This is a genomic window from Amycolatopsis circi (assembly GCF_003385235.1).
Classification (GTDB): domain Bacteria; phylum Actinomycetota; class Actinomycetes; order Mycobacteriales; family Pseudonocardiaceae; genus Amycolatopsis; species Amycolatopsis circi.
In genome coordinates, this window is the sequence record NZ_PQIA01000095.1 from 1 (window position 1) to 20,534 (window position 20,534).

At 69.4% G+C, this 20,534-nt stretch carries 20 protein-coding genes and 1 riboswitch; of the genes, 11 read left to right on the forward strand and 9 right to left on the reverse strand.

Features of this window, described 5'->3' with window-relative positions:
• Nucleotides 1–428: 428 nt before the first annotated feature.
• Together D0D37_RS31620 and D0D37_RS31625 are read right to left on the reverse strand one after the other, a co-directional pair.
• The gene (locus D0D37_RS31620; RefSeq protein ID WP_116204260.1) at nt 429–932 is read right to left on the reverse strand and encodes a methylated-DNA--[protein]-cysteine S-methyltransferase; all 504 of its coding nucleotides are present in this window, start codon (nt 930–932) and stop codon (nt 429–431) included.
• 13 nt (nt 933–945) lie between these two features.
• Entirely contained in the window at nt 946–2,355 is a 1,410-nt protein-coding gene (locus D0D37_RS31625) for a DNA-3-methyladenine glycosylase 2 family protein (RefSeq protein ID WP_116204283.1), read from the reverse strand.
• A 114-nt stretch (nt 2,356–2,469) separates the two neighbouring features.
• On the opposite strand from D0D37_RS31625, the gene ychF reads away from it, so the two are divergent.
• Together ychF and D0D37_RS31635 are read left to right on the forward strand one after the other, a co-directional pair.
• Nucleotides 2,470–3,552: a redox-regulated ATPase YchF gene (gene ychF / locus D0D37_RS31630; RefSeq protein ID WP_116204284.1), complete on the forward strand. Its 1,083-nt coding sequence runs from the start codon at nt 2,470–2,472 to the stop codon at nt 3,550–3,552.
• 99 nt (nt 3,553–3,651) lie between these two features.
• Nucleotides 3,652–4,230, forward strand: coding sequence for a hypothetical protein (locus D0D37_RS31635; RefSeq protein ID WP_116204261.1), 579 nt, complete (start codon nt 3,652–3,654; stop codon nt 4,228–4,230).
• A 49-nt stretch (nt 4,231–4,279) separates the two neighbouring features.
• Here the strand turns inward: D0D37_RS31635 and D0D37_RS31640 are convergent, their stop codons facing one another.
• Nucleotides 4,280–4,870, reverse strand: a complete 591-nt coding sequence (locus tag D0D37_RS31640; protein ID WP_116204262.1) for a cysteine hydrolase family protein — start codon at nt 4,868–4,870, stop codon at nt 4,280–4,282.
• Nucleotides 4,871–4,973: 103 nt separating this feature from the next.
• Here D0D37_RS31640 and D0D37_RS31645 point away from each other — a divergent pair, with 103 nt between their 5' ends.
• A complete protein-coding gene (locus D0D37_RS31645; protein ID WP_116204263.1) occupies nt 4,974–5,960 on the forward strand; it encodes a GlxA family transcriptional regulator in 987 nt (328 codons plus the stop codon).
• A 383-nt stretch (nt 5,961–6,343) separates the two neighbouring features.
• On the opposite strand, the gene D0D37_RS31650 is transcribed toward D0D37_RS31645, so the two are convergent.
• On the reverse strand, nt 6,344–6,643 hold the full coding sequence (locus D0D37_RS31650) for a 4a-hydroxytetrahydrobiopterin dehydratase (protein WP_116204264.1): 300 nt from the start codon (nt 6,641–6,643) through the stop codon (nt 6,344–6,346).
• Nucleotides 6,644–6,667: 24 nt separating this feature from the next.
• Nucleotides 6,668–6,778: riboswitch (TPP riboswitch) on the forward strand.
• A 31-nt stretch (nt 6,779–6,809) separates the two neighbouring features.
• Here D0D37_RS31650 and D0D37_RS31655 point away from each other — a divergent pair.
• Genes D0D37_RS31655 through D0D37_RS31665 form a run of 3 tightly spaced genes read left to right on the forward strand, consistent with a single transcriptional unit; the run spans nt 6,810 to nt 10,497 of the window.
• Entirely contained in the window at nt 6,810–7,877 is a 1,068-nt protein-coding gene (locus D0D37_RS31655) for a thiamine ABC transporter substrate-binding protein (RefSeq protein WP_116204285.1), read from the forward strand.
• On the forward strand, nt 7,853–9,490 hold the full coding sequence (locus tag D0D37_RS31660; RefSeq protein WP_244223740.1) for an ABC transporter permease: 1,638 nt from the start codon (nt 7,853–7,855) through the stop codon (nt 9,488–9,490). The genes D0D37_RS31655 and D0D37_RS31660 overlap by 25 nt, the downstream gene beginning before the upstream one ends.
• Nucleotides 9,490–10,497, forward strand: a complete 1,008-nt coding sequence (locus D0D37_RS31665) for an ABC transporter ATP-binding protein (RefSeq protein WP_116204265.1) — start codon at nt 9,490–9,492, stop codon at nt 10,495–10,497. The genes D0D37_RS31660 and D0D37_RS31665 overlap by 1 nt, the downstream gene beginning before the upstream one ends.
• A 9-nt stretch (nt 10,498–10,506) precedes the next feature.
• Here D0D37_RS31665 and D0D37_RS31670 read toward each other — a convergent pair whose 3' ends face one another.
• From D0D37_RS31670 to D0D37_RS31680, 3 genes are read right to left on the reverse strand one after another with little or no spacing between them, the layout of a single operon-like run.
• A complete protein-coding gene (locus tag D0D37_RS31670) occupies nt 10,507–11,385 on the reverse strand; it encodes an ABC transporter permease (protein WP_116204266.1) in 879 nt (292 codons plus the stop codon).
• A 34-nt stretch (nt 11,386–11,419) separates the two neighbouring features.
• Nucleotides 11,420–12,424 (reverse strand): ABC transporter ATP-binding protein, encoded by a 1,005-nt coding sequence (locus D0D37_RS31675; protein ID WP_116204267.1) that lies wholly within the window; start codon nt 12,422–12,424, stop codon nt 11,420–11,422.
• On the reverse strand, nt 12,421–13,518 hold the full coding sequence (locus D0D37_RS31680; RefSeq protein ID WP_116204268.1) for a LolA family protein: 1,098 nt from the start codon (nt 13,516–13,518) through the stop codon (nt 12,421–12,423). Before D0D37_RS31680 ends, D0D37_RS31675 begins: the two co-directional genes overlap by 4 nt.
• Nucleotides 13,519–13,663: 145 nt before the next feature.
• On the opposite strand from D0D37_RS31680, the gene D0D37_RS31685 reads away from it, so the two are divergent.
• The 3 genes from D0D37_RS31685 to D0D37_RS31695 are packed head-to-tail and all read left to right on the forward strand — an operon-like array spanning nt 13,664 to nt 16,121.
• Nucleotides 13,664–14,374, forward strand: a complete 711-nt coding sequence (locus D0D37_RS31685) for a response regulator transcription factor (RefSeq protein ID WP_162834563.1) — start codon at nt 13,664–13,666, stop codon at nt 14,372–14,374.
• A complete protein-coding gene (locus D0D37_RS31690) occupies nt 14,371–15,696 on the forward strand; it encodes a sensor histidine kinase (RefSeq protein ID WP_116204270.1) in 1,326 nt (441 codons plus the stop codon). The genes D0D37_RS31685 and D0D37_RS31690 overlap by 4 nt, the downstream gene beginning before the upstream one ends.
• 23 nt (nt 15,697–15,719) lie before the next feature.
• Nucleotides 15,720–16,121 (forward strand): (deoxy)nucleoside triphosphate pyrophosphohydrolase, encoded by a 402-nt coding sequence (locus D0D37_RS31695; protein WP_116204271.1) that lies wholly within the window; start codon nt 15,720–15,722, stop codon nt 16,119–16,121.
• A 27-nt stretch (nt 16,122–16,148) separates the two neighbouring features.
• Here D0D37_RS31695 and trpS read toward each other — a convergent pair whose 3' ends face one another.
• Nucleotides 16,149–17,114 (reverse strand): tryptophan--tRNA ligase, encoded by a 966-nt coding sequence (gene trpS / locus D0D37_RS31700; RefSeq protein WP_116204272.1) that lies wholly within the window; start codon nt 17,112–17,114, stop codon nt 16,149–16,151.
• A 178-nt stretch (nt 17,115–17,292) separates the two neighbouring features.
• On the opposite strand from trpS, the gene D0D37_RS31705 reads away from it, so the two are divergent.
• Nucleotides 17,293–17,595, forward strand: a complete 303-nt coding sequence (locus D0D37_RS31705; protein WP_116204273.1) for a YciI family protein — start codon at nt 17,293–17,295, stop codon at nt 17,593–17,595.
• A gap of 389 nt (nt 17,596–17,984) precedes the next feature.
• Here the strand turns inward: D0D37_RS31705 and D0D37_RS47170 are convergent, their stop codons facing one another.
• Nucleotides 17,985–18,143 carry a hypothetical protein gene (locus D0D37_RS47170; RefSeq protein WP_167493596.1) on the reverse strand — a complete coding sequence of 53 codons (159 nt, stop codon included), beginning with the start codon at nt 18,141–18,143 and terminating at the stop codon, nt 17,985–17,987.
• 235 nt (nt 18,144–18,378) lie between these two features.
• Between D0D37_RS47170 and typA the strand changes: the two genes are divergently transcribed.
• Complete coding sequence (typA, locus tag D0D37_RS31710; protein WP_116204274.1) at nt 18,379–20,310, forward strand: translational GTPase TypA; 1,932 nt, start codon at nt 18,379–18,381, stop codon at nt 20,308–20,310.
• Nucleotides 20,311–20,534 lie beyond the last annotated feature (224 nt).

Here is a 20,534-nt window from a genome sequence, read left to right on the forward strand (position 1 = left end):
GGCTGGCCGGGTGGCGTGGCTGGAACTGGACTGGCTGGCGGCTTGGCTGGAGGTGGGCTGGGTGGCGTGGCGGGGGGCGGGCTGGCTGGGCGGCCGGGCGGCGCGGCCGGGAACGGGCAGGGTGGCGGGCTGAGTGCGCGGCGGGCCGCTACTGAAGTGGTGAGCCGAGCCGGGTGCCCTTGGCGGAGACGGGCGGCCGTCAGGTAACAGGCCCAAGCCAGCTCCACCACGGTCGCCTCGTCGGCTCAGCCACTCCGGCAACGCTCGCCGTCGCGCCCCAGTTGGCCTCTGCGGCACCTGCCGCTTTGGCCTGGCCAGCCTCCGCCCCTGGCCCCTGCGACACGTGCCACCTTGGCCACCCTCCGCCGCGCTCGCCGCGCTCGCCGCTCTGGTCTGGCCAAATCCCGCCACCGCCCCCGCACGAACCGTCAGGCGGACTCTTCGTGGTGCAGGAGCCACCGCTTGGCGTTCACTCCCCAGCGGAAGTTGCCGATCGCTCCGCCAGTCCGCACCACCCGGTGGCAGGGCACGAACAGCGCGGCCGCGTTGCGGGCGCAGGCGGTCGCTGCGGCGCGGACCGCGGAGGGGTTTCCCGAGAGGGAGGCGTACTCCGCGTAGCTCACCGGGCTGCCTGCCGGGACTTTGCGCAGCATCTCCCACGCGTGCTCGCGGAACGGGCCTGAGCGCTGCCGTACTTCGATGTCGGCGACGGCGTCCAGGTCACCGCCGTGGTAGCGGCGGATCGCGGTCGTCACTGGGCCCAGGTCTCGGCGTTCGGTCAGGGTCGTCGGGGCCAGGGACGGCGAGATGAGCGGCGTCAGCTCGGCGGCGTCGCCGGTCCAGCCGGAGGCGAGGACGGCGCCGTCGCCTGCCACCACTGCGGTGAACGGGCCGATCTTGGTGTCCAAAGTGGACCAGAAGGCGGTGTGCACGGGGAAAGTCTCCTCAAGCGGTTCGGGTACTGAGATACCGGCTGGCGTACGAACTCCACGGCTGCCAGCCGCGCGCGGAGGTCGCCAGGTCGATGCCCAGTTCGGCCGCGCTGCGGCGGACGGCTGGGTTGGAGGACAGCAGGACGTCGGGGGCACCGAGCAGGCGCATCACGACGTAGTCGGCGGTGGCCGGATCGACGCCGACCGCGAGCATTTCCGCGCGCAGTTCGTCGGCGTCCCGGCCCACGTGCGGGTCCAGTTCACCGGCGACGATCGCGGCGGCGACCTTCTTGACCAGCGGCTTCACGTCGGCCGAGGCGATGGCGGCCGGGGTCGGGAAGAGGGTCGTCAGGGTGTCCATCGGCGGATCGGCGGGCGGGACTGGCTCGCCGAGGCCAACGACGTCGGCCACTTCCTCGGCGAGCAGGGTGCGGAGCAGGACCTCCGGGCCGTCGACAGCGCCGGGCACGCGGATGCCTGGGACGGCGGCGACAAGGGGGGCCAGCGTCTCGTCGGCGGACAGCACGCGCGAGACGGCTTCCGGGTCGGCGTCCAAGTCCAACAGCCGCCGTACTCGGCTGACGGCGCTGCTCAGGTCGCGCAGGTCCGAGAGCGCCAGGTCGCACTGCACGTAGCCAGCACGCGGGCTGACCCACACCGACGCCGGGCCGTGCGGCAGCCGCAAGGTGCGGCCGTAGCCGTCCTCAGAGACGGCTTCGATGCCTGGCAACGCCCGTGAGGCGTGGTAGTTCAGCACGCCCGCGGCGTCGAACGGCGCGCGGAATGGCAGGCGAAGGCTGAGCCGCGTCGCGCCGCTTGGTTCGTTGCGGTTTCCGCGGCGAAGCGAAGCTGCACGCAGCTGCGACGGCGTCGTCGCGAACACCTCGCGGATTGTCTCGTTGAACTGCCGGATGCTGGAGAACCCGGCGGCGAACGCGACGTCGGTGAGCGGCAGCGGCGACATCTCGATCAACAGCCGTGCCGAGTGGGCGCGGTGTGCGCGGGCGAGGCGGATCGGACCGGCGCCCAGTTCCGCCGTCAACACGCGTCCGAGCTGGCGTTCCGAGTAGCCGAGCTGACGGGCCAGGCCGGGCACGCCTTCGCGCTCGACCAGGCCGTCCGAGATCAGCCGCATCGCGCGGGCGGCCAGGTCGGCGCGCACGTTCCAGTCCGGCGAACCCGGGACCGCGTCCGGCAGGCAGCGGCGACACGCGCGGAAACCACCGGCCTGAGCGGCGGCCGAAGTGGGATAGAAGCGGACGTTCTTTGCCTTGGGCGTGAGCGCCGGACAGGACGGGCGGCAGTAGATGCCCGTGGTGCGCACAGCCATGATGAACTGGCCATCGAACCGCTGGTCGCGGGCGGTCACCGCGCGGTAGCAGCGCTCGGTGTCGCGCCAGATCGGGATGGTCGAGGTAGCCATGCCGTCGATGATGCCAGCAGGTGAGAGCCCTGACTGGCGGAAAACCGACACGACGTTGCGGCCGCGCTCACCGGGTCGGCGGGGGTCTTCGCCCAGCACGTAGACTTCATGGCCGTGAGTCTCACCCTCGGTATCGTCGGCCTGCCCAACGTCGGCAAGTCCACCCTGTTCAACGCGCTGACGCGCAACGACGTGCTCGCCGCGAACTACCCGTTCGCCACGATCGAGCCCAACGTCGGCGTCGTGCCGCTGCCGGACCCGCGGCTGGACCAGCTGTCCGAGATCTTCTCGTCGGAGAAGACCGTGCCCGCCGTCGTGTCCTTTGTGGACATCGCGGGCATCGTGAAGGGCGCGTCCGAGGGCGCGGGGCTCGGCAACAAGTTCCTCGCGAACATCCGCGAGGCCAACGCGATCTGCCAGGTCATCCGCGTGTTCGACGACCCGGACGTGGTGCACGTCGACGGCCGGATCGACCCGATGTCCGACATCGAGACGATCAACACCGAGCTGATCCTCGCCGACCTGCAGACGCTCGAGAAGGCGCTGCCGCGGTTGGAGAAAGAGGCGCGCACCAAGAAGGAAGCGCGGCCGGCGCTCGAAAACGCCCAGAAGGCCAAGGAAATCCTCGACTCCGGGCGCACGCTGTTCCAGGCGCAGAAGGACATCGACGGCGAGGCGCTGCGCGAGCTGAGCCTGCTCACCACGAAGCCGTTCCTGTACGTCTTCAACGCCGACGAGGCTGTGCTCACCGACGACGCGCGCCGCGAAGAGCTGACGAAGCTCGTCGCCCCGGCGGACGCGGTGTTCCTCGACGCGAAGGTCGAAGCCGAACTGCTGGAGCTGGACGACGAGGAGTCCGTGCGCGAGTTGCTGGAGTCCGTCGGCCAGCTGGAGCCGGGCCTGAACGCGCTGGCCCGCGCGGGTTTCCACACGCTCGGCCTGCAGACCTACCTCACGGCAGGCCCGAAGGAATCCCGCGCCTGGACGATCCCGCAGGGCGCGACCGCCCCGCAGGCCGCGGGCGTCATCCACACGGACTTCGAGCGTGGCTTCATCAAGGCGGAGATCGTGTCCTTCGCGGACCTCGTCGAGGCGGGCTCGATGGCGGCCGCGCGCTCGGCGGGCAAGGTGCGCATGGAGGGCAAGGACTACGTGATGGCTGACGGTGACGTGGTGGAGTTCCGCTTCAACGTCTGACCGGTTTCGCAGCTCAACGGCTTCCCCGGCATCAGTCTTCGACAGATGCCGGGGAAGCGCGGGCGCAAGATTGTCGGTTTGAGTTCGTAAGCTCCACCCATGCCCGTGCTCTTCACCCCCTCCCTGCCGGACAGAGTGGCCGGAGGTCGTCTGGGTGGCGCGCCGCCCGTCGCTATCGAGGCGGATCCGCTTGTCGCGACCCACAGCTACCTGCTGACGCTCCCCGCGGGCTGCGCTCCCTGGGCACCTGCCAGCGAAGTCTCAGTGTTGCTGCGCAAGGGGTTCGGCATCGGCGACAGCGATCTCGAGTATCCGGACCTGGCGATGCGTGCCCTGGTCCACGCGCCGTCACCGCGCGGCGAGCACACCGCGATGGGCTGGCCTGGGCTCCGCTCGACGGCGCTCGTCGAGACGCCTGACGCGGATGATTCGATCGCGCTGGTCCGGATCGCGGACGAACCGGTGCTGATCCAGAACGAACCCAGCTACGCCGACGCCGTACGCGCTGACGGGCATCAGTTTCTCTTTCAGGTCAACGAAGAGGGCTGGCCGGTCGAGGGAGAACTCGAGGACGTCATCGACGAATATCTCTGGGGCTACGGATCGGTCTACTTCTACGGCACATCGGGAGCCGACGGAATCGTCCGCGAAGTAGTCGCGGGCTTCATCGACTTCTGACGAACCCGCCTCGGCAGGACGGCGGACCTGCCGAGGCCGAGGCCAGCGTTCAGTTCAGCTCAGCGGCGCTCACAACGACCACGCCGTAAAGATCCCCGATGGTCGCCAAAGCGCTGTTGTGCAGCTGATCAGCGCCGACTTCCCCAGCGGGAGTCGGCAATGGACGGGTCGCGCAGGCGTTCGCGACGACCGTCGGGTGGTTGCCGCGCAGGAAGGCTCCTTCAGTGGTGAACGTGACGCACATGTTGGTCATGAACCCGGCGATCACCACGTTCTTGCGCCCGGCTTCGTCCACCTGCGCGCCCAAATCGGTGTCCACGAAGGAGTTCGGCGCGCCCTTGACCACGACCGGCTCACCCTCGATCGGCGCGACGTCCGGATGGATGCTGCCGATCTCGGCGCGGATGTCGTACGGCGTGCCCTCGCCGCCGTCGTTGATCACGTGGATCACCTTCGTTCCGGCGGCCCGGGCCTTGGCGAGCAAGTCTTTCGCCGCGGTCAGTGCCGGTCGCCAGCCTTCCAGTTCCATCACGCCGCGGGTGTAGGTGTTCTGGTAGTCGACCAGGATCAGGGTCGCGTCGGCCAGTGTTGCCGGGGTCTGGTCGAGACCGTTCAGCTCCCGCAGCGTTTTCCTTGCCATGTCTGGGGTTTCCTCTCGTTCTTGTTCCGCACGATCGACGCTAGACTCGCCAGCGGATGTCGGCAATGACATGCAAAGCGCAGAAACCGACATGAGGGGTGCGATGAAGAGGCTGCTGGTCGTCGTCCTGTTCGACCGGATCGACCTGCTCGACGTGACCGGTCCCGCTGAGGTGTTTTCCTTGCTGCAGCGGGAGATGGACCGTCCGACGGGCTACGAGGTGGTGCTCGCGGCCGAAACGCTGGACCCGGTGACCACGTCGGCCGGGGTGCGGGTCTTGCCGGACGTGACCTTCGCGGAGCTGTACCGGAAGTCGATCGACACCCTGATCGTGCCGGGGGCGGTGACAGCTGGGGAGAACGGGGAGATCGTCGCCCAGTGCGACCCAGCGGTGGTCGAGGAGGTCCGCCGGCTGGCTGGGCAGACGCGCCGCGTGGCGTCCGTCTGCGTCGGCGCGCACATCCTCGCGGCGGCGGGGCTGCTCGACGGCAAACGTGCCACGACGCACTGGTCGACCGCCCGGCAGCTGGCCGCGGAGCATCCGGAGGTGACTGTCGACGCGGACCCGATCTTCATTCGCGACGGCTCCGTGTGGACGGGAGCTGGGCTGAGCGCTTGCCTCGACCTCGCGCTAGCGCTGGTGGCCGACGATTTCGGTCCGGAGCTGGCGTCGCGGGTGGCTCGTCAGCTCGTGATGTTCCTGCGGCGACCAGGTGGGCAGAGCCAGTTCAGCGTGTCGCTGGAGCCCGCATCCGCGACCCGGCGCGTCGATGAGCTGCGGCAGCACATCGCTGCTCACCTGGCGGATCCGTTGACGGTCGCCGATCTCGCCGCGCACGCCCATGTGACGGACCGGCAGATCACGCGCGTGTTCAAGGCTGAGCTGGGGATGACGCCCGCCGCTTACGTCGAGCACGCGCGGGTCGAGGCTGCGCGGCATCGCCTGGAGACGACTGACGAGACGTTGTCGCGAATCGCCGGGGTGTGCGGGTTCGGCACGGTGTCGACGCTGAACCGGTCTTTCCGGCGGACGTTGAACACGACGCCCAGCGAGTACCGGGAGCGGTTCCGGATCGTCTCGAACGCCTGACTCGCGCGGGAAACCGGCGAAAGGCTTAGCCGAGCAGGCCGAGCACGATCATCGACAGGAGGACGACAGCGGTCGAGAACGCCGCGACCAACGTGCGCTGTGCGGCGGTGAGCTGGGCGGAGGTGCTGTTCATGGCGGGTCCTAGCGGGGCGAGTGCCGATGATTACCGCTGGGATAGCGCCTTGATCTAGCTCACTGTTACCGCTTGTGATCAAGGTCACGTCGATTGCGCGCGGTGTGCCACAGCACGCCTCCCGCGGCGGCCACCATCAGGCCGAACGAACCCATCCCTACCACTAGTGCCTGGACCATCCCGGCTCCTTCCGTCGCGTCTGTCCGGGAGACGCGCGAAAGGGTTGCTCGTTATGCCAGGGTTGCGGACATCACACCTGGTCAGCGGCCGCCAGTACCTCGTCGATCTGCTTGGCCAGTGCGAAATCGCGTTCGGTCAACCCGCCAAGGAAGTGGGTGCTGAGGCGGAAGGTCAGCGTGCGCCAGCGGATGTCGATGTCGGGATGGTGGTCGGCCGCCTCGGCGAGTTCGGCTACCCGGTCCACCACCTCGATCGCCGCCGGGAAGGACGGGAGTTCGGCCATCCGCACGATGCTGTCGTCCTCGCGCCGCCACTCCCGGACGTCGCCGAGGGCCTGGTCTACTGCCGAGTCGTTCAATAGCTGAGTCATCACTCCATGGTGTCGGCTACGCTGCGGCATTGCCACGGGAGTCCGGTACGCCGGGCTGAGAGGCGGGCTCGCACCCGCGACCGTTCGCACCTGGATCCGGATCATGCCGGCGTAGGGAGGCTGTATCGCTCTCCCTCATCCGGCGCAGTGCAGGAGGGGAAGAATGATGTCGCGGACCGTCCGCACGGTGGCAGGGCTCGCCATGGTCTCGGTGCTCGCCAGCGCCTGTTCGCTGTCCAGCGGCGACTCCGGCGGGTCGTCCGCGAGTTCTGACCAGCAGACGCCCACCGTCACGCTGGTCACGCACGATTCGTTCGCCGCCCCGCAGGACGTGCTCGACGCCTTTCAGCGCCAGTCCGGGATCAAGCTCAAGATCCTCAAGTCCGGCGACGCCGGCGCGCTCACGAACAAGCTCGTGCTCACCAAGGGCAGCCCGATCGGCGACGTCGCGTACGGCGTCGACAACACCTTCGCCTCCCGCGCGCTCAGCGAGGGCGTCTTCCAGCCCTACACGAGCCCGGAGGCCGACCGCGGCCCGCAGCGTTACTCCGTCGATCCGCAACACCGGCTGGCGGCGGTCGACCTCGGCGACGTGTGCGTGAACATCGACCCGGCCTACTTCGCGAGCAAGGGCCTTCCGGAACCGAAGACCTACGACGACCTCGCCGACCCCAAGTACAAGGACCTGACCGTCGCGGAAAGCCCGGCCACCGCGTCGCCGGGGCTGGCCTTCCTGCTCGGCACGGTCGCGAAGTACGGCGAGAACGGCTGGCAGGGCTACTGGCAGAAGCTGAAGGACAACGGCCTCAAGACCGTCAGCGGCTGGGAGGAGGCCTACACCAAGGACTTCTCCGGCTCCTCGGGCAAGGGCCCGCGCCCGATCGTCGTGTCCTACGCCTCGTCGCCGGCCGCGGAGGTCGGCGAGGACGGCAAGCCGCGCACCAAGGCCCTGCTCGACACCTGTTTCCGCCAGGTCGAGTACGCGGGCGTGCTCACCAACGGCAAGCAGATCCCGCAGGCGCAGAAGGTCGTCGACTTCCTGTTGTCGCAGCAGTTCCAGACGACGGTCGCGGCGAACATGTACGTCTACCCCGCGCGCCAGGGCGTCGAACTGCCCGCGGGCTGGGCCACCGCGGCGCCGCAGCCGCAGACGCCGGCCACCATGCCCGCGGACAAGGTGCAGGCGGGCCGGGAGAAGTGGATCGGGGAATGGCGCTCGCTCATGGGCGCGTGATCCCCGCGCGCACCCTCGGGCTCACGCTGCTCGGCCTGCTGCCGGTCGCGTTCCTGGTGGTGTTCTTCGCCTGGCCGGTCGTCGCGATCGTCGGCCGGGGGTTTTCCGCGGGCGGCGTCGACACCGTGCTCGGCGACCCGCAGACGTGGCGGCTCGCCGGGTTCACGCTGGCCAGCGCGGCCGCGTCGACGGTGGTCGCGGTGCTCGCCGGCCTGCCGGTGGCGTATTTGCTGGCGCGGGTCCGGCTGCCGGGCGTCGGATTGGCGCGGACGATCGTGCTGGTTCCGTTCGTGCTGCCGACGGTGGTCGTCGGCCTGGCTTTCCGGGCGATCTGGCCGGACGGCGGCGTGTTGCCGCTCGTGCTGGCCAACGCGTTCTTCAACGTCGCCGTCGTCGCGCGCACGGTCGCTGGGCTGTGGGCGCATCTCGATCCGCGCGCGACCGAGGCGGCGCGGGCGCTTGGCGCGTCGCCGTGGCGGGCGTTCCGGTCGGTGACGTTGCCTGCGCTCGGCCCGGCCGTCGCGTCGGCTGCGGCGGTGGTGTTTCTGTTCTGCGCCACCAGTTTCGGCGTGGTGCTGATCCTCGGCGGCGGTAGCTACCGGACGCTCGAGACCGAGATCTACCTCCGGACGGTCGACCTGCTCGACCTCTCTGGAGCGGCCGCGTTGTCGTTGATCCAGTTCGCGGCCGTGGTCGCCGCGCTGGTGCTGGGGGCGATGGCGCGCCGGAAGCGGGAGAACGCGGTGAAGCTGCGGTCCGCGCAGGTCACCGCGCGTCGGCCGCGCGGCGGGGAGTGGTGGACGGTCGGTGCCGCGGTCGTGGTGCTCGGTCTGCTGCTGACGCCGATCGTCTCGTTGCTCGTCGAGTCAGTGTCCACTTCGGACGGATGGAGCCTCGCCGGGTATCGGGCGCTGAACACCGTGGGGCAGAACGGCGCGTTGCAGGTGTCCGGCTGGATCGCGGCGCAGAACTCGCTCGCTGCCGCCACCGATGCGACGCTGCTGGCGATGGCTGTCGGCTTGGTCGCGAGCGTGGTGCTGGTGGCGCTACGCCGTTCTCCGGGAGGGCTCGCGCGCGGGATGGGCGAGACCATGGACGTCGCGTTGATGCTGCCGCTCGGCGTCTCCGCGGTGACCGTCGGCTTCGGCTACCTCGTGACGCTCGACGCGCTGCCCGGCGATCTGCGCACGTCGCCGCTGCTCGTGCCGTTCGCCCAAGCGCTGGTGATCATGCCGCTGGTGGTGCGGATGATCCTGCCGGTGCTGCGCGCGGTCGACGTCCGGTTGCGCCAGGCCGCCGCGACGCTCGGCGCGAGCCCGGCGCGGGTGTGGCGGGAGATCGACTTTCCGCTGGTCGCGCGATCGGTGGTGGCCGCGGCGGGCTTCGGGTACGTCGTCGCGCTCGGCGAGTTCGGCGCGACCAGCTTCCTCGCCCGGCCGGACGCGCCGACGCTTCCGGTGGCGGTCGCGACGCTGATCAACCGGCCGGGGGAGTTGAACAACCAGATGGCGTACGCCTCGTGCGCCCTGCTCATGGTGGTGACGGTGGTGGCGGTGGCGCTGATCGACCGGTTCGGCTCGGTCCGCGGCCGCAGCACGGTCGGGGAGTTCTGATGGCGCTCACGGTACGGGACCTGACTGTCCACTATGGAGCGTTTGCTGCGGTCCGCGACGCGAAGCTGGACATCGCCGACGGCGAGGTGCTCGCGTTGCTGGGCCCGTCCGGTTCGGGCAAGTCGACGTTGCTGCGCGCGATCACCGGGCTGGAGCCGGTGTCGTCCGGTTCGGTGTCCTGGGACGGCGCTGATCTCGCCGCGGTACCGGTGCACAAGCGCGAATTCGGCCTGGTGTTCCAGGACGGGCAACTGTTTCCGCACCGCGATGTCGCCGCGAACATCGCGTTCGGCCTGCGGATGCACGGTGTGCCTCGCGAACGGCACGCGGCGCGCGTCGAAGAACTGCTGAAGCTGGTCGGGCTGGAAGGTTACGAACGGCGACGGGTCACCGAGCTGTCCGGCGGACAGGCGCAGCGGGTCGCGTTGGCTCGTGCATTGGCTCCGGAACCGCGCTTGCTGCTGCTGGACGAGCCACTGTCCGGATTGGACGCTGGACTGCGCGAGCAGCTGGCCATCGACCTGGCGGATCTGTTGCGGCGCAGCAAGATCACCGCGCTGCTGGTTACGCACGATCAGGAGGAGGCGTTCACGCTCGCCGATCGCGTCGCGGTGCTCGACGCCGGGGAAATCCGGCAGGAGGGCGCGGTCCGGTCGGTGTGGAACAAGCCTGTCGACGACAACGTGGCGAGATTCCTCGGCGTCACCACGTTCCTGGACGGCACCGCGGCCGACGGGGTGGTGCGAACGAAGCTGGGAACCGTTGAGCTGCCAGGGCTGGACGACGGTCCGGTAAGGCTCGGATTGCGTCCGCACGGCCTGAAAGTCGCCGCAGAAGGTGTACCCGGCGAAGTGACCGCCGCAGTGCACCGGCGGGAGCATCTGCGGCTCGTCGTCCGGTGCGGAGAGTCCACTGTGGACGCCATCGCCCCGGCCGGAGCGGACTTCCGGGCGGGCGACCCCGTCCGGCTCCAGCCGGATCCGAACGGGATCGCCGTGGTGGGCTGAACCCCCAGGTCAGCCGTCTCGGGTGGCGAGCCGTCCGTAGGCGAGCGAAAGCCCGACCACGATGTAGCAGGCCGCGCGGACCGCGCCCTCGCCGAGCCTCGTCAGCACCATCGGATCCTGCAGGACGGCGGTCGGGGCTAGCGTCCACCCTTCGGTGAGCAGGAACGGGTGCAGCCAGTTCAGCGAGGTCAGAAAGCCGAGAATGGTGAACACGATGTTCCCGGCCAGCACCGAGGCGACCACGAGCATCGGGTGTTCCGTCCAGCTCGACACCGCCAGCGCGACCGCGCCGACCGCCCACAGCTGCAGCACGATCCATCCGCCGACGAGCAGGATCCGCAGCAGCGCCTCGCCGAGCGACAGCGTGGAGCCCGACAGCGTGAACAGCGAATCCGTGCCGTTGATGACCAATCCGGTGGCCACGCCGGTCACGCACATCGCGAGCACCGCGACCACGGACACCGTCGCCACGCCGAACGCCTTGACCGCCAGCAGCCGCCCCCGGCTCACCGGCGCGATGAGCCAGCCGCGCAGCGTGCCGTGCGCGGCCTCGCCGGCGATCGCGTCCGCGCCGGCCATCGCGGAGGCGAGCGGCAGCAGCAGCGTAAGGGTCATGACCATCGCGGCGATCGGCAGCACGAACGCGTTGTTCACCGCCGACGCCAGCAGCGCGCCGCCGCTGTTGTCCGGCGCGTCGCTCCCGGAGTTCTGTCCGACCAGCGTGAGCCCGATCCCGACGACGATCGGCACCAGCGCCAGCAGCCCCAGCACGGCGAGCGTGCGCGGTCTGCGGAAGATCCAGCGCAACTCCGCGGCGAACAGCCGGGGCAGCGGCACCGTGTCGTGTCCGGTCCGGCTCACCGGAACCGCGACAGCAGCGGCAGTCATTTCGCCTCCGCGGGAAAAAGTACGTCGGCGGTAGTCATGATTCCCCCTCGGATTCGTCGCCAGCCGCCGATTCCCCTTCGGTCAGCCGCGCGAACAGGTCTTCCAGCCCGGTCCTCGCCCGGGTCGCCTCGTGCACCTCGACCCCCGCTTGCACGAGCACCTGCAGCACCCTCGGCGCGGGGGTCGCGGTGAGGTCGGCGCGGACGCCGTCCGGCGTGAGCCGGGCCCCGATCCGGTTCTCCCGCAACGTTTCCACTGCCTGCTCGGCGTCCGGGGTGCGCACCAGCAGCGCGGCGTTCCCCGATTCCAGCAGGTCCGCCAGTTCGCCCTGGGCGACCACGGTGCCGGACTGCAGCACCGCCACGTGCGTACAGGTCGCTTCGACCTCGGCGAGCAGGTGCGAGGAAACCACGACGGTCACGCCGTCGGAGTGCAGATCGGCGATGATACGGCGGATCTCCCTGGTACCCGCCGGATCCAGACCGTTGGTGGGTTCGTCGAGCACGACCATCCGGCGCGGCACCAGCAGTGCGCTCGCCAGGCCGAGCCGTTGTTTCATGCCGAGCGAATAGCCCTTGTACCGGCGGCGCGCGGCGACCGACAGCCCGACCCGGTCCAGTGCGGAGTCGACCGCGCCGGGGATCGCGGACGACGCCAGCCGGGGTTCGGCGGCGGCGAACCGCAGCAGGTTGTCGCGGCCGGAGAGGAACGGGTGGAAGCCCGGCCCCTCGACCAGCGCGCCGACGTCCGGCAGCGCGTGCGCGGACTCCTCCGGCATCTTCCGGCCGAGCAGTTCGACCTCGCCCGCGGTCGGGCGGACGAGCCCGAGCAGCATCCGGATCGTGGTCGTCTTGCCCGAACCGTTGGGCCCGAGCATGCCGAGCACGGCGCCCTCGGGCACTTCCAAGTCCACGTGGTCCACCGCGACCGTGCTGCGGTAGACCTTGCGCAGCCCACGGGTGCGCGCGGCCAGCGGGACCGCCGGGGCGGGCACCTCGTCGGAGATGCCCGCCCCGGTTTCGACCGCGGTGCTGGTCACTTGGCGCCCAGCGCTTCGTAGAGCACCTGCTCCGGGACCGCGCCGGCGGCGAACCGGCCGTCGTCGGTCAGTACCGCGCCGCCCACCTTCGTGGTGAAGAGGTAGCCGCTGCCCCACGGGCCGTTGACCCGCTTGGCGAACCGGCTCAGCATCTTCTGCACGTCGGCGCCCTTCTCCTCGCCCTGCGCCTGCTTCGGCTTCATCAGGTCCGCGGGCACCTTGCCGGTGACGACGGTGTCCCAGCCGTCGCCGACGAGCTTGGTGCCCTGCTTGGCCTCGTTCGCGAGCGCCTTGTCGCGGTCGTCGAGCTTGGCCTGCTTCTCGGTCACCTTCGCGCCCTTGGGCGGGGTGAAGGCGAACAGATCCGCCGACTGGTCGGCGAACTCGATCTTGCTGAACGCCAGCTCCAGCGCCGGAGCGGTGGTTCCGTTGCTCAGCACCGAAAGCCGCAGCGGCATCCGGGTCTGCGAGTCGATCGCGACGCGGATCTCGCGCAGCAGCGTGCGTTCGGTCGGCTTCGGCGTGAGGACCAGCTCGTACGCCGGCCGGTCGGCGACCGTGGCCGTGCCGTCGACCGCGACGTTGCTGCTCTCGCGCACCTTGGCGAGCAGTTCCTTCGCCGCGGTGGACGGGTCGGCGGCCTTGCCCTCGGCCGGTGCGTGCTGCTTGGTCGCGACGTCCGCCGGGATCGTGGTCTTGGTCGCGCTGTTGGTCTTGGATTCGTAGTCCCACACGGTGTTGCCGTTGTGGATGATCGTCTCCTGCGCCTGCCCCTTGGTGAGCGACACCTTCGACTTGCCGGCGCCGTCGCTGAACACCTGCGCCGAATCGATGCCCAGCGCGCTCGCCCCCGGGATCGCGCTGCCGGCCATGCCCCCCATGCTCGGCAGGCCGAGGTTGTTGCTCACCGTCACGGTGCCGTCGAACGGCGCCGGCTTCGCGGTGACCACTGACTGGACCAGGTCCTCCGCGCTGACCTGCGGCAGCTTCGGCGCGTCCCCCGCCGAGGCAGGCATCGCCACCACGACCAGTCCGCCCACGCCGAGCGCGGTGCCGACGACGGCCGCGGTGATGGCCTTCTTCTTCGGATCCATCTCGTCTCTCCCTGTGTCCCCGGGCTCTGGTGGGCCCGGCTCCCGGTGCAGACGTTGCCCTGCCCAGGCTGAGATACCCCTGAATGTTCGGCCCGTTCAGCTGAGATGGCACTGAGAGTACGCGCGTCAACTGCACAAACCGGCCATGATGAGGATCGTGAAACCTCGGGTGCTGGTGGTCGACGACGAACCTGGTGTGCGCAAGGCGCTGCAGCGCGGCCTGCGCGCGGAGGACATGGACGTGGTCACCGCCGCGGACGGGCCGACCGGGCTGCAGCTCGCGCGCACCGGTTCGTTCGACGTCGTGCTGCTGGACATCATGCTGCCCGGTCTGTCCGGCTATCGCGTGCTGGAACGGCTGCGCGCGGAGAACGTGACCACGCCGGTGCTGCTGGTGTCCGCCAAAGACGGCGAGATCGACCAGGCCGACGGCCTCGACCTCGGTGCCGACGGTTACCTCGTGAAGCCGTTCTCGTTTGTCGTACTGGTCGCGCAGGTGCGGGCGGTGCTGCGCCGGGCCGGGCCGGACGCGTCGCGCGGCGCGCTCAAACTTGGTGCGCTGGAGGTCGACCGGGCGCTGCGGCAGGTGCGCTGGGACGGTCAGGAAGTGCCGCTGAGCCCACGCGAGTTCGGGTTGCTGGAAGTGCTCGTCGGCCGCGCCGGGACGGTCGTGACGAAGGACGAATTGCTGCGCGCGGTGTGGGGCGAAGAGCAAGCCGTCACGCGGAATCTCGTTGAGGTGTATGTGGGTTACGTGCGGCGCAAGCTCGACGCGGTCGGCGCGGGCTCGCTGCTGCGGACGGTGCGCGGGCACGGGTATCTCGCCTCCGACGACCAGCTCGACGAGGTCATGTGACCGGCTCGCCGTCGTCGTGGTGGGGCCGCCGTTCGCTGCAGGTCCGGATCACGGTGCTGGCCGCGGCGATCACCCTTGGCTGCCTGCTCGGTCTCGCCGCGCTGGCGGCGAACAAGCTCGACCCGCTGCTCACTGATTCGGTCGACAAGGAGCTGACCGCCGCCCTCGGTCCGGCGGCCGGCGCAGTCTCCACCGGGACGCCGCTGACCTCGGCTGACCCGGTTTCGGTGCGGGTGCTGGACATTTCCGGCGCTCCAGCGGACGGTCAGGCGCGGCCGAAGCTGACCGACCTGGAGATCTCGCAGCTCAAGGCGGGCCTGCCGGTGCAATCCGACGGATCACGCTGGCGCGGCCAGGTGGTCAGCACGCCGAACGGAAGCCAGCGGCTCGTCGTCGCCGGTGCCGGGCTGGTCGGGTTCGCCGCCGCGGTGCATTACGGCGGGTTGTGGCTGGTCGTGGTCGCGCTGGTCGGCGCGCTGGTCGCGGGACTGGCGACCTGGCTGGTGGTCCGGCTCGCGCTGCGTCCGGTGGCGCGGATGCGCGGTCTGGTGCGCGCGCTGCCGCCGGGCTCCCGGCTGCCGCTGCCGACGTCGCACGACGAAATGCGCGCGCTGGCTGAGGAATTCAACGCGTTGCTCGAACGCCAGGAAGAGGTCAGTCAGCGGCTGCGCAGGTTCACCGGCGACGCGGCGCACGAGCTGCGTTCGCCGGTCGCGTCGATCCGGGTGCAGGCCGAGGTGGCCGTGACGAATCCCGATCCTGAGCTGTCGCAGGAGACGCTCTCGGACATCCTCGAAGAGTCCGAGCGGCTGTCCGGCCTGCTCGACGGCCTGCTCGCGCTCGCTCGCTCCGACGCTGGCGAGGTGCCGCCCGCGGAACCGGTCGAGGTCGTCTCGGAGGTCCGCGCGGCAGTGCGCCGCCTGCCGTCCGGGACGCCGAACACGCGGGTGAGCAGCGCGGTGGCGCAGGCGTGGGCGTCGGCGGCGCACCAGGAGGTCGAGCTGGTGCTGGACAACCTGCTGCGCAACGCCTGCCGGTACGCGTCCGGGCAGATCGTGGTGTCCGTGCTGGCTTCGCGGTCGAAGGTGCGAGTCGTGGTGGACGACGACGGTCCCGGCATCGCGCCCGAACACCGGAGCAAGGTGTTCGACCGGTTTTATCGAGTGTCCGACGACCGGGCGCGCTCGTCCGGCGGAACCGGCCTTGGCCTGGCGATGGTCGCCGAAACGGTCCGCCGCCGAGGCGGTCAGGTGCGAGTCGGCGAGTCGCCCGACGGCGGCGCGCGGTTCGAGGTCACCTGGCGGGCGGGAGCGGACCGGTGAATCCGGTGGGGGAGACTGGGCGCATGGACGCGGTCATCGTCGGGGCGGCACTGGTGCGCGACGGCAAGCTTCTTGCCCAGCAACGAGCTTGGCCGCCGCATCACGCGGGCCAGTGGGAACTGCCGGGCGGGCGCGTCGAAGAGGGCGAGACCGAAGCCTTCGCGCTGGCCCGGGAATGCCACGAGGAACTGGACGTCGTAGTCACCGTCGGCGACCGAGTCGGCCCGGAAATCCCGCTGCCGGGCGGAAAAGTGCTGCGCGTGTACTCCGCCGCACTGCTTTCTCCCGGCGACGAACCGCGAGCGGTCGAACACACCGCCCTGCGCTGGGTCGGCGACGACGAACTGGACGACCTGAACTGGCTCCCCGCGGACCGGGACCTGCTGCCCGCACTGCACGCCCTCGTGAGTGCTGCCGCCGGTTAGAACCGGCACCAGCACTCACGAGGCCCTTCAAGCAGCCCCGACCATCCGCAACGCCGCGGACACCCGGTGCGAACTGCGATCGATCGCCCGCTCCGCACCCGCCTTGCGCACCCGTTCCAACTCGGTGACGTCGTCCAGCAACGCGCGCGTGCCTTCCCGCACCGGACGCAACTCCTCGATCACGGCGTCGGCGACTGTGTCCTTGAGCACGCCGTACGACGGGTACTTCTCCGCCAGCTCCGCAGGCTCGCCACCCACGCAGGCAGCCAGGATCTCCAGCAAATTCGAAATTCCCGGCCGATTCTCGGGGTCGTACACCGGCACCGAATCCCCGTCCGTACGAGCCTTGCGGATCTTCCGCCGAATCTGATCCGGCTCGTCCAGCACGAACACCACGCCAGCGGAATCCTGCGCGGACTTGGACATCTTCCGCGTCGGCTCGGCCAAGTCCTTCACCCGCGCCCCCGCCGGCGGCAACGTCGCCTCCGGCACGACGAACACCTCGCCGTACGTGGAGTTGAACCGCCGGGCAAGCGTGCGAGCCAGCTCAACGTGCTGCCGCTGATCCTCGCCGACCGGTACTTCATCCGCGCCCTGCAACAGAATGTCGGCCGCCATCAGCACCGGATAAGTCAGCAAACTGAGCCGAACCCCCGCCTGGCCCTTGGATTTCTCCTTGAACTGGATCATCCGCGCCGCCTCGCCGTAAGAGCAAGTGCACTCCAACACCCAGGTCAACGCCCCCAGCTCGCGAGCAAGATCAGACTGCACGAACACCCGCTCCGGCGCGATCCCCGCGGCCACCAGCACGGCGAGCTGTTCGGTAGCCAACGACCGCAACTTCGCCGGATTGTGCGCGGTGGTCATCGCATGCAGATCAGACACGAAGTACAGATCGTCCGGCCCGCCCTCAGCCGCCCACCGCCGCAACGCGCCGAGGTGGTTGCCGAGCTGAACGTGACCGGACGGCGTGATGCCGGACAGCTGGACCATTGGATTTTCCTCTCCCTGGGATGAGCAGACCCCCGGGAGCAGGCACAAAAAAAGCCGCCCACCCGGGCGGCCTTCGCTGGTTTTTCAGCGCAGAGCTAGCGAGCCGCCAACCGGCGGCCACCACTGAGTGCTCTGAAAACGCATGCGGCGAGCCTAGCACCGGACTACGGTTCGATCCATGTTCGTCGTCGTGCTCACGTACATCGTTCCGCTAGAGGAAATCGACCGTGCTCTCCCCGCCCACAACGAGTGGCTGACGAAGCAGTACGAAGACGGCCGCTTCCTGGCGTCCGGAGGCCAGAAGCCACGCACCGGCGGCGTGCTGATCACCCGCCCCATGGAGCGCGCACAACTGGACGCGATCCTCGCCACCGACCCCTTCGCGATCGCCCAGCTGGCAACCTACGAAATCATCCACTTCCAGCCCACCAGGACATCCCCGGAACTGAACCTGGTGAACGAACTCCTGGAAAACAACTAGCGAAGTCCGTGAGGGGAACCCTCACGGACTCTGAGTCCCTCAGGGTTCCCCTCACGACCAGCGACGGTCCGTGAGGGGCCCCTTCACGGACCTAGATTCCCTCAAGGGGCCCTTCACGGACCACCCGCAGCCCCGCCGCACCCAACGCGACGAGGGACCCAGGCCGCGCGCCCCACAACCCAACCGCCACCGACGCACCCAACTCGAGGCGCACCCACACCACCCCCGCACCCCGATACGAAGCCAAAATGCGGTCTGAGGGTGCTTGTCAAGGCATCTTTCCCGCCTTGACAAGCACCCTCAGACCGTCATCACAATCAAGCTTCGGGGTGCCCCACGCAAGCCCATGCGCAATGTCGCCGCCAGGCGACGAGCAGCACAGAAAGCACTCAAGCAGCCTTAGCCACCTGCTTCTTAGCCTTCTTCAACGCCAGCACCGGACACTTCTTGCACCGATCCTTGGACCGGCAGCACTTCGACTTGACCTTCCCGGCCTTCATCAACTTCCGCACCACAGCCCGAGGATCATCCGCGTGCTTCTTCCCCACCGCGACTCCTCAGACTCGGCTGCAACAACACCCAGGAGAACACCCACAAGATTAGGTGAGCCTAACCGATCATAGGGCGTGGCGCTCCTCACACCAGCCCAACAGGTATCCTGATTGAAGTCCGCGTGTGGCCAAAGCCGGTCAGCGAGAGCCGGTCGCAGTGTCCGGTGCCCGTCATCCCGATCCGCCGCGCGGTGCCACCCGCCTTTATTCTTCGAAGTTCAGGAGTCTTCGCGTGCCCGCAGCCAGCGCCACCGCGGTCGAAACCGGCCGCGCGTCCGGCAAGACCCGGCCCGACCTGCGCAACGTCGCGATCGTCGCCCACGTCGACCACGGCAAGACGACCCTGGTCGACGCCATGCTCCGCCAGTCCGGCGCCTTCGCCGAACGCGCCGAGCTGGTCGACCGCGTGATGGACTCCGGTGAGCTCGAGCGGGAAAAGGGCATCACCATTCTCGCGAAGAACACCTCCATCCATCGCCAGACCGCCGACGGCCCGGTCACGATCAACGTGATCGACACCCCGGGCCACGCCGACTTCGGCGGCGAGGTCGAGCGCGGGCTGTCCATGGTCGACGGCGTCGTGCTGCTGGTCGACGCGAGCGAGGGCCCGCTCCCGCAGACCCGCTTCGTGCTGCGCAAGACGCTCGAGGCGAAGCTGCCGGTGATCCTGCTGGTCAACAAGGTCGACCGGCCGGACGCGCGGATCTCCGAGGTCGTCGAGGAGACCCACGACCTGCTGCTCGACCTGGCGAGCGACATCGAGGACGCCGACCACGACGCGATCCTCGACCTGCCCGTCGTCTACGCCTCCGCGCGCGCCGGCAAGGCGTCGCTGACCCAGCCCGAGGACGGCGGCCTTCCCGACAGCGAGAATCTCGACCCGCTGTTCGAGACCCTGCTCCAGCACGTCCCGGCCCCGGCCGCGGACCTCGACGCCCCGCTGCAGGCGCTCGTCACCAACCTCGACGCGTCGAACTTCCTCGGCCGCATCGCGCTGATCCGCATCCACGCCGGCAAGCTGCGCAAGGGCCAGACCGTGGCCTGGATGCGCGAGGACGGCACCGTGCAGAACGTCCGGATCTCGGAGCTGCTCGTCACCGAGGCGCTCTCCCGCGTCCCGGCGTCCGAGGCCAGCGCCGGCGAACTGGTCGCGATCGCGGGCATCCCGGACATCACCATCGGCGACACCCTCGCCGACGCGGAGAACCCGGTCGCGCTGCCGCGGATCACCGTCGACGAGCCCGCCATCTCGATGACCATCGGCGTCAACACCTCGCCGCTGGCCGGGCGCAACGGCGGCGACAAGGTCACCGCGCGGCTGGTCAAGGCCCGTCTCGACCAGGAGCTGATCGGCAACGTCTCGATCCGCGTCCTGCCGACCGAGCGCCCGGACACCTGGGAGGTGCAGGGCCGAGGCGAGCTGGCGCTGGCCATCCTGGTCGAGCAGATGCGCCGCGAGGGCTTCGAGCTGACCGTCGGCAAGCCGCAGGTGGTGCTGCGCACGATCGACGGCAAGCTGCACGAGCCGTTCGAGCGCCTGTACATCGACTCGCCCGAGGAGCACCTCGGCGCGATCACGCAGCTGCTCGCGTCCCGCAAGGGCCGCATGGAGGACATGAGCGGCAACGGCACCGGCAGGATCAAGCTGGTCTACGTGCTGCCCTCGCGCGGCCTGATCGGCTTCCGCACCGACTTCCTCACCGAAACCCGCGGCACCGGCATCGCGAACCACGTGTTCGAGGGCTACTTCCCGTGGGCGGGCGAGATCCGCACCCGGCACAGCGGCTCCTTGGTCGCCGACCGTTCGGGCCCGATCACCGCGTACGCGATGATCCAGCTCGCCGACCGCGGCACGTTCTTCGTCGAGCCCGGCGCGGAGGTGTACGAGGGCATGGTCGTGGGCGAGAACCCGCGCTTCGAGGACCTCGACATCAACATCACCAAGGAAAAGAAGCTGACCAACATGCGGCAGTCTTCGGCCGACGTGATGGAGACGCTGGCCCGCCCGCGCAAGCTCAGCCTGGAAGAGGCGCTGGAGTTCTGCGCGAGCGACGAATGCGTCGAGGTCGCGCCGGAGGTCGTGCGGGTCCGCAAGGTCACGCTCGACATCAACACCCGCGCCAAGGAGCGTTCGCGCGCCAAGAGCCGCGACAACAACAGCTGAACCTCGCGAAGGTGAAAAAGGGCGCCTCCCGTTCCGGGAGGCGCCCTTTCGCGTGAACCCCGGCAGCGGTTCGTGCGTCCACTCTTATGGCGGTATCCGCTCCGGTGTCACGGAGCGGCGGCCGATGTGGGAATCTCGATGCCGGCCCCCGCCCTGGCATGGCAGCATGTCCGCTCGGACCACGGAGCGCGGCGGGAACTTTCAGGAGGACGAGCGTGCGATTC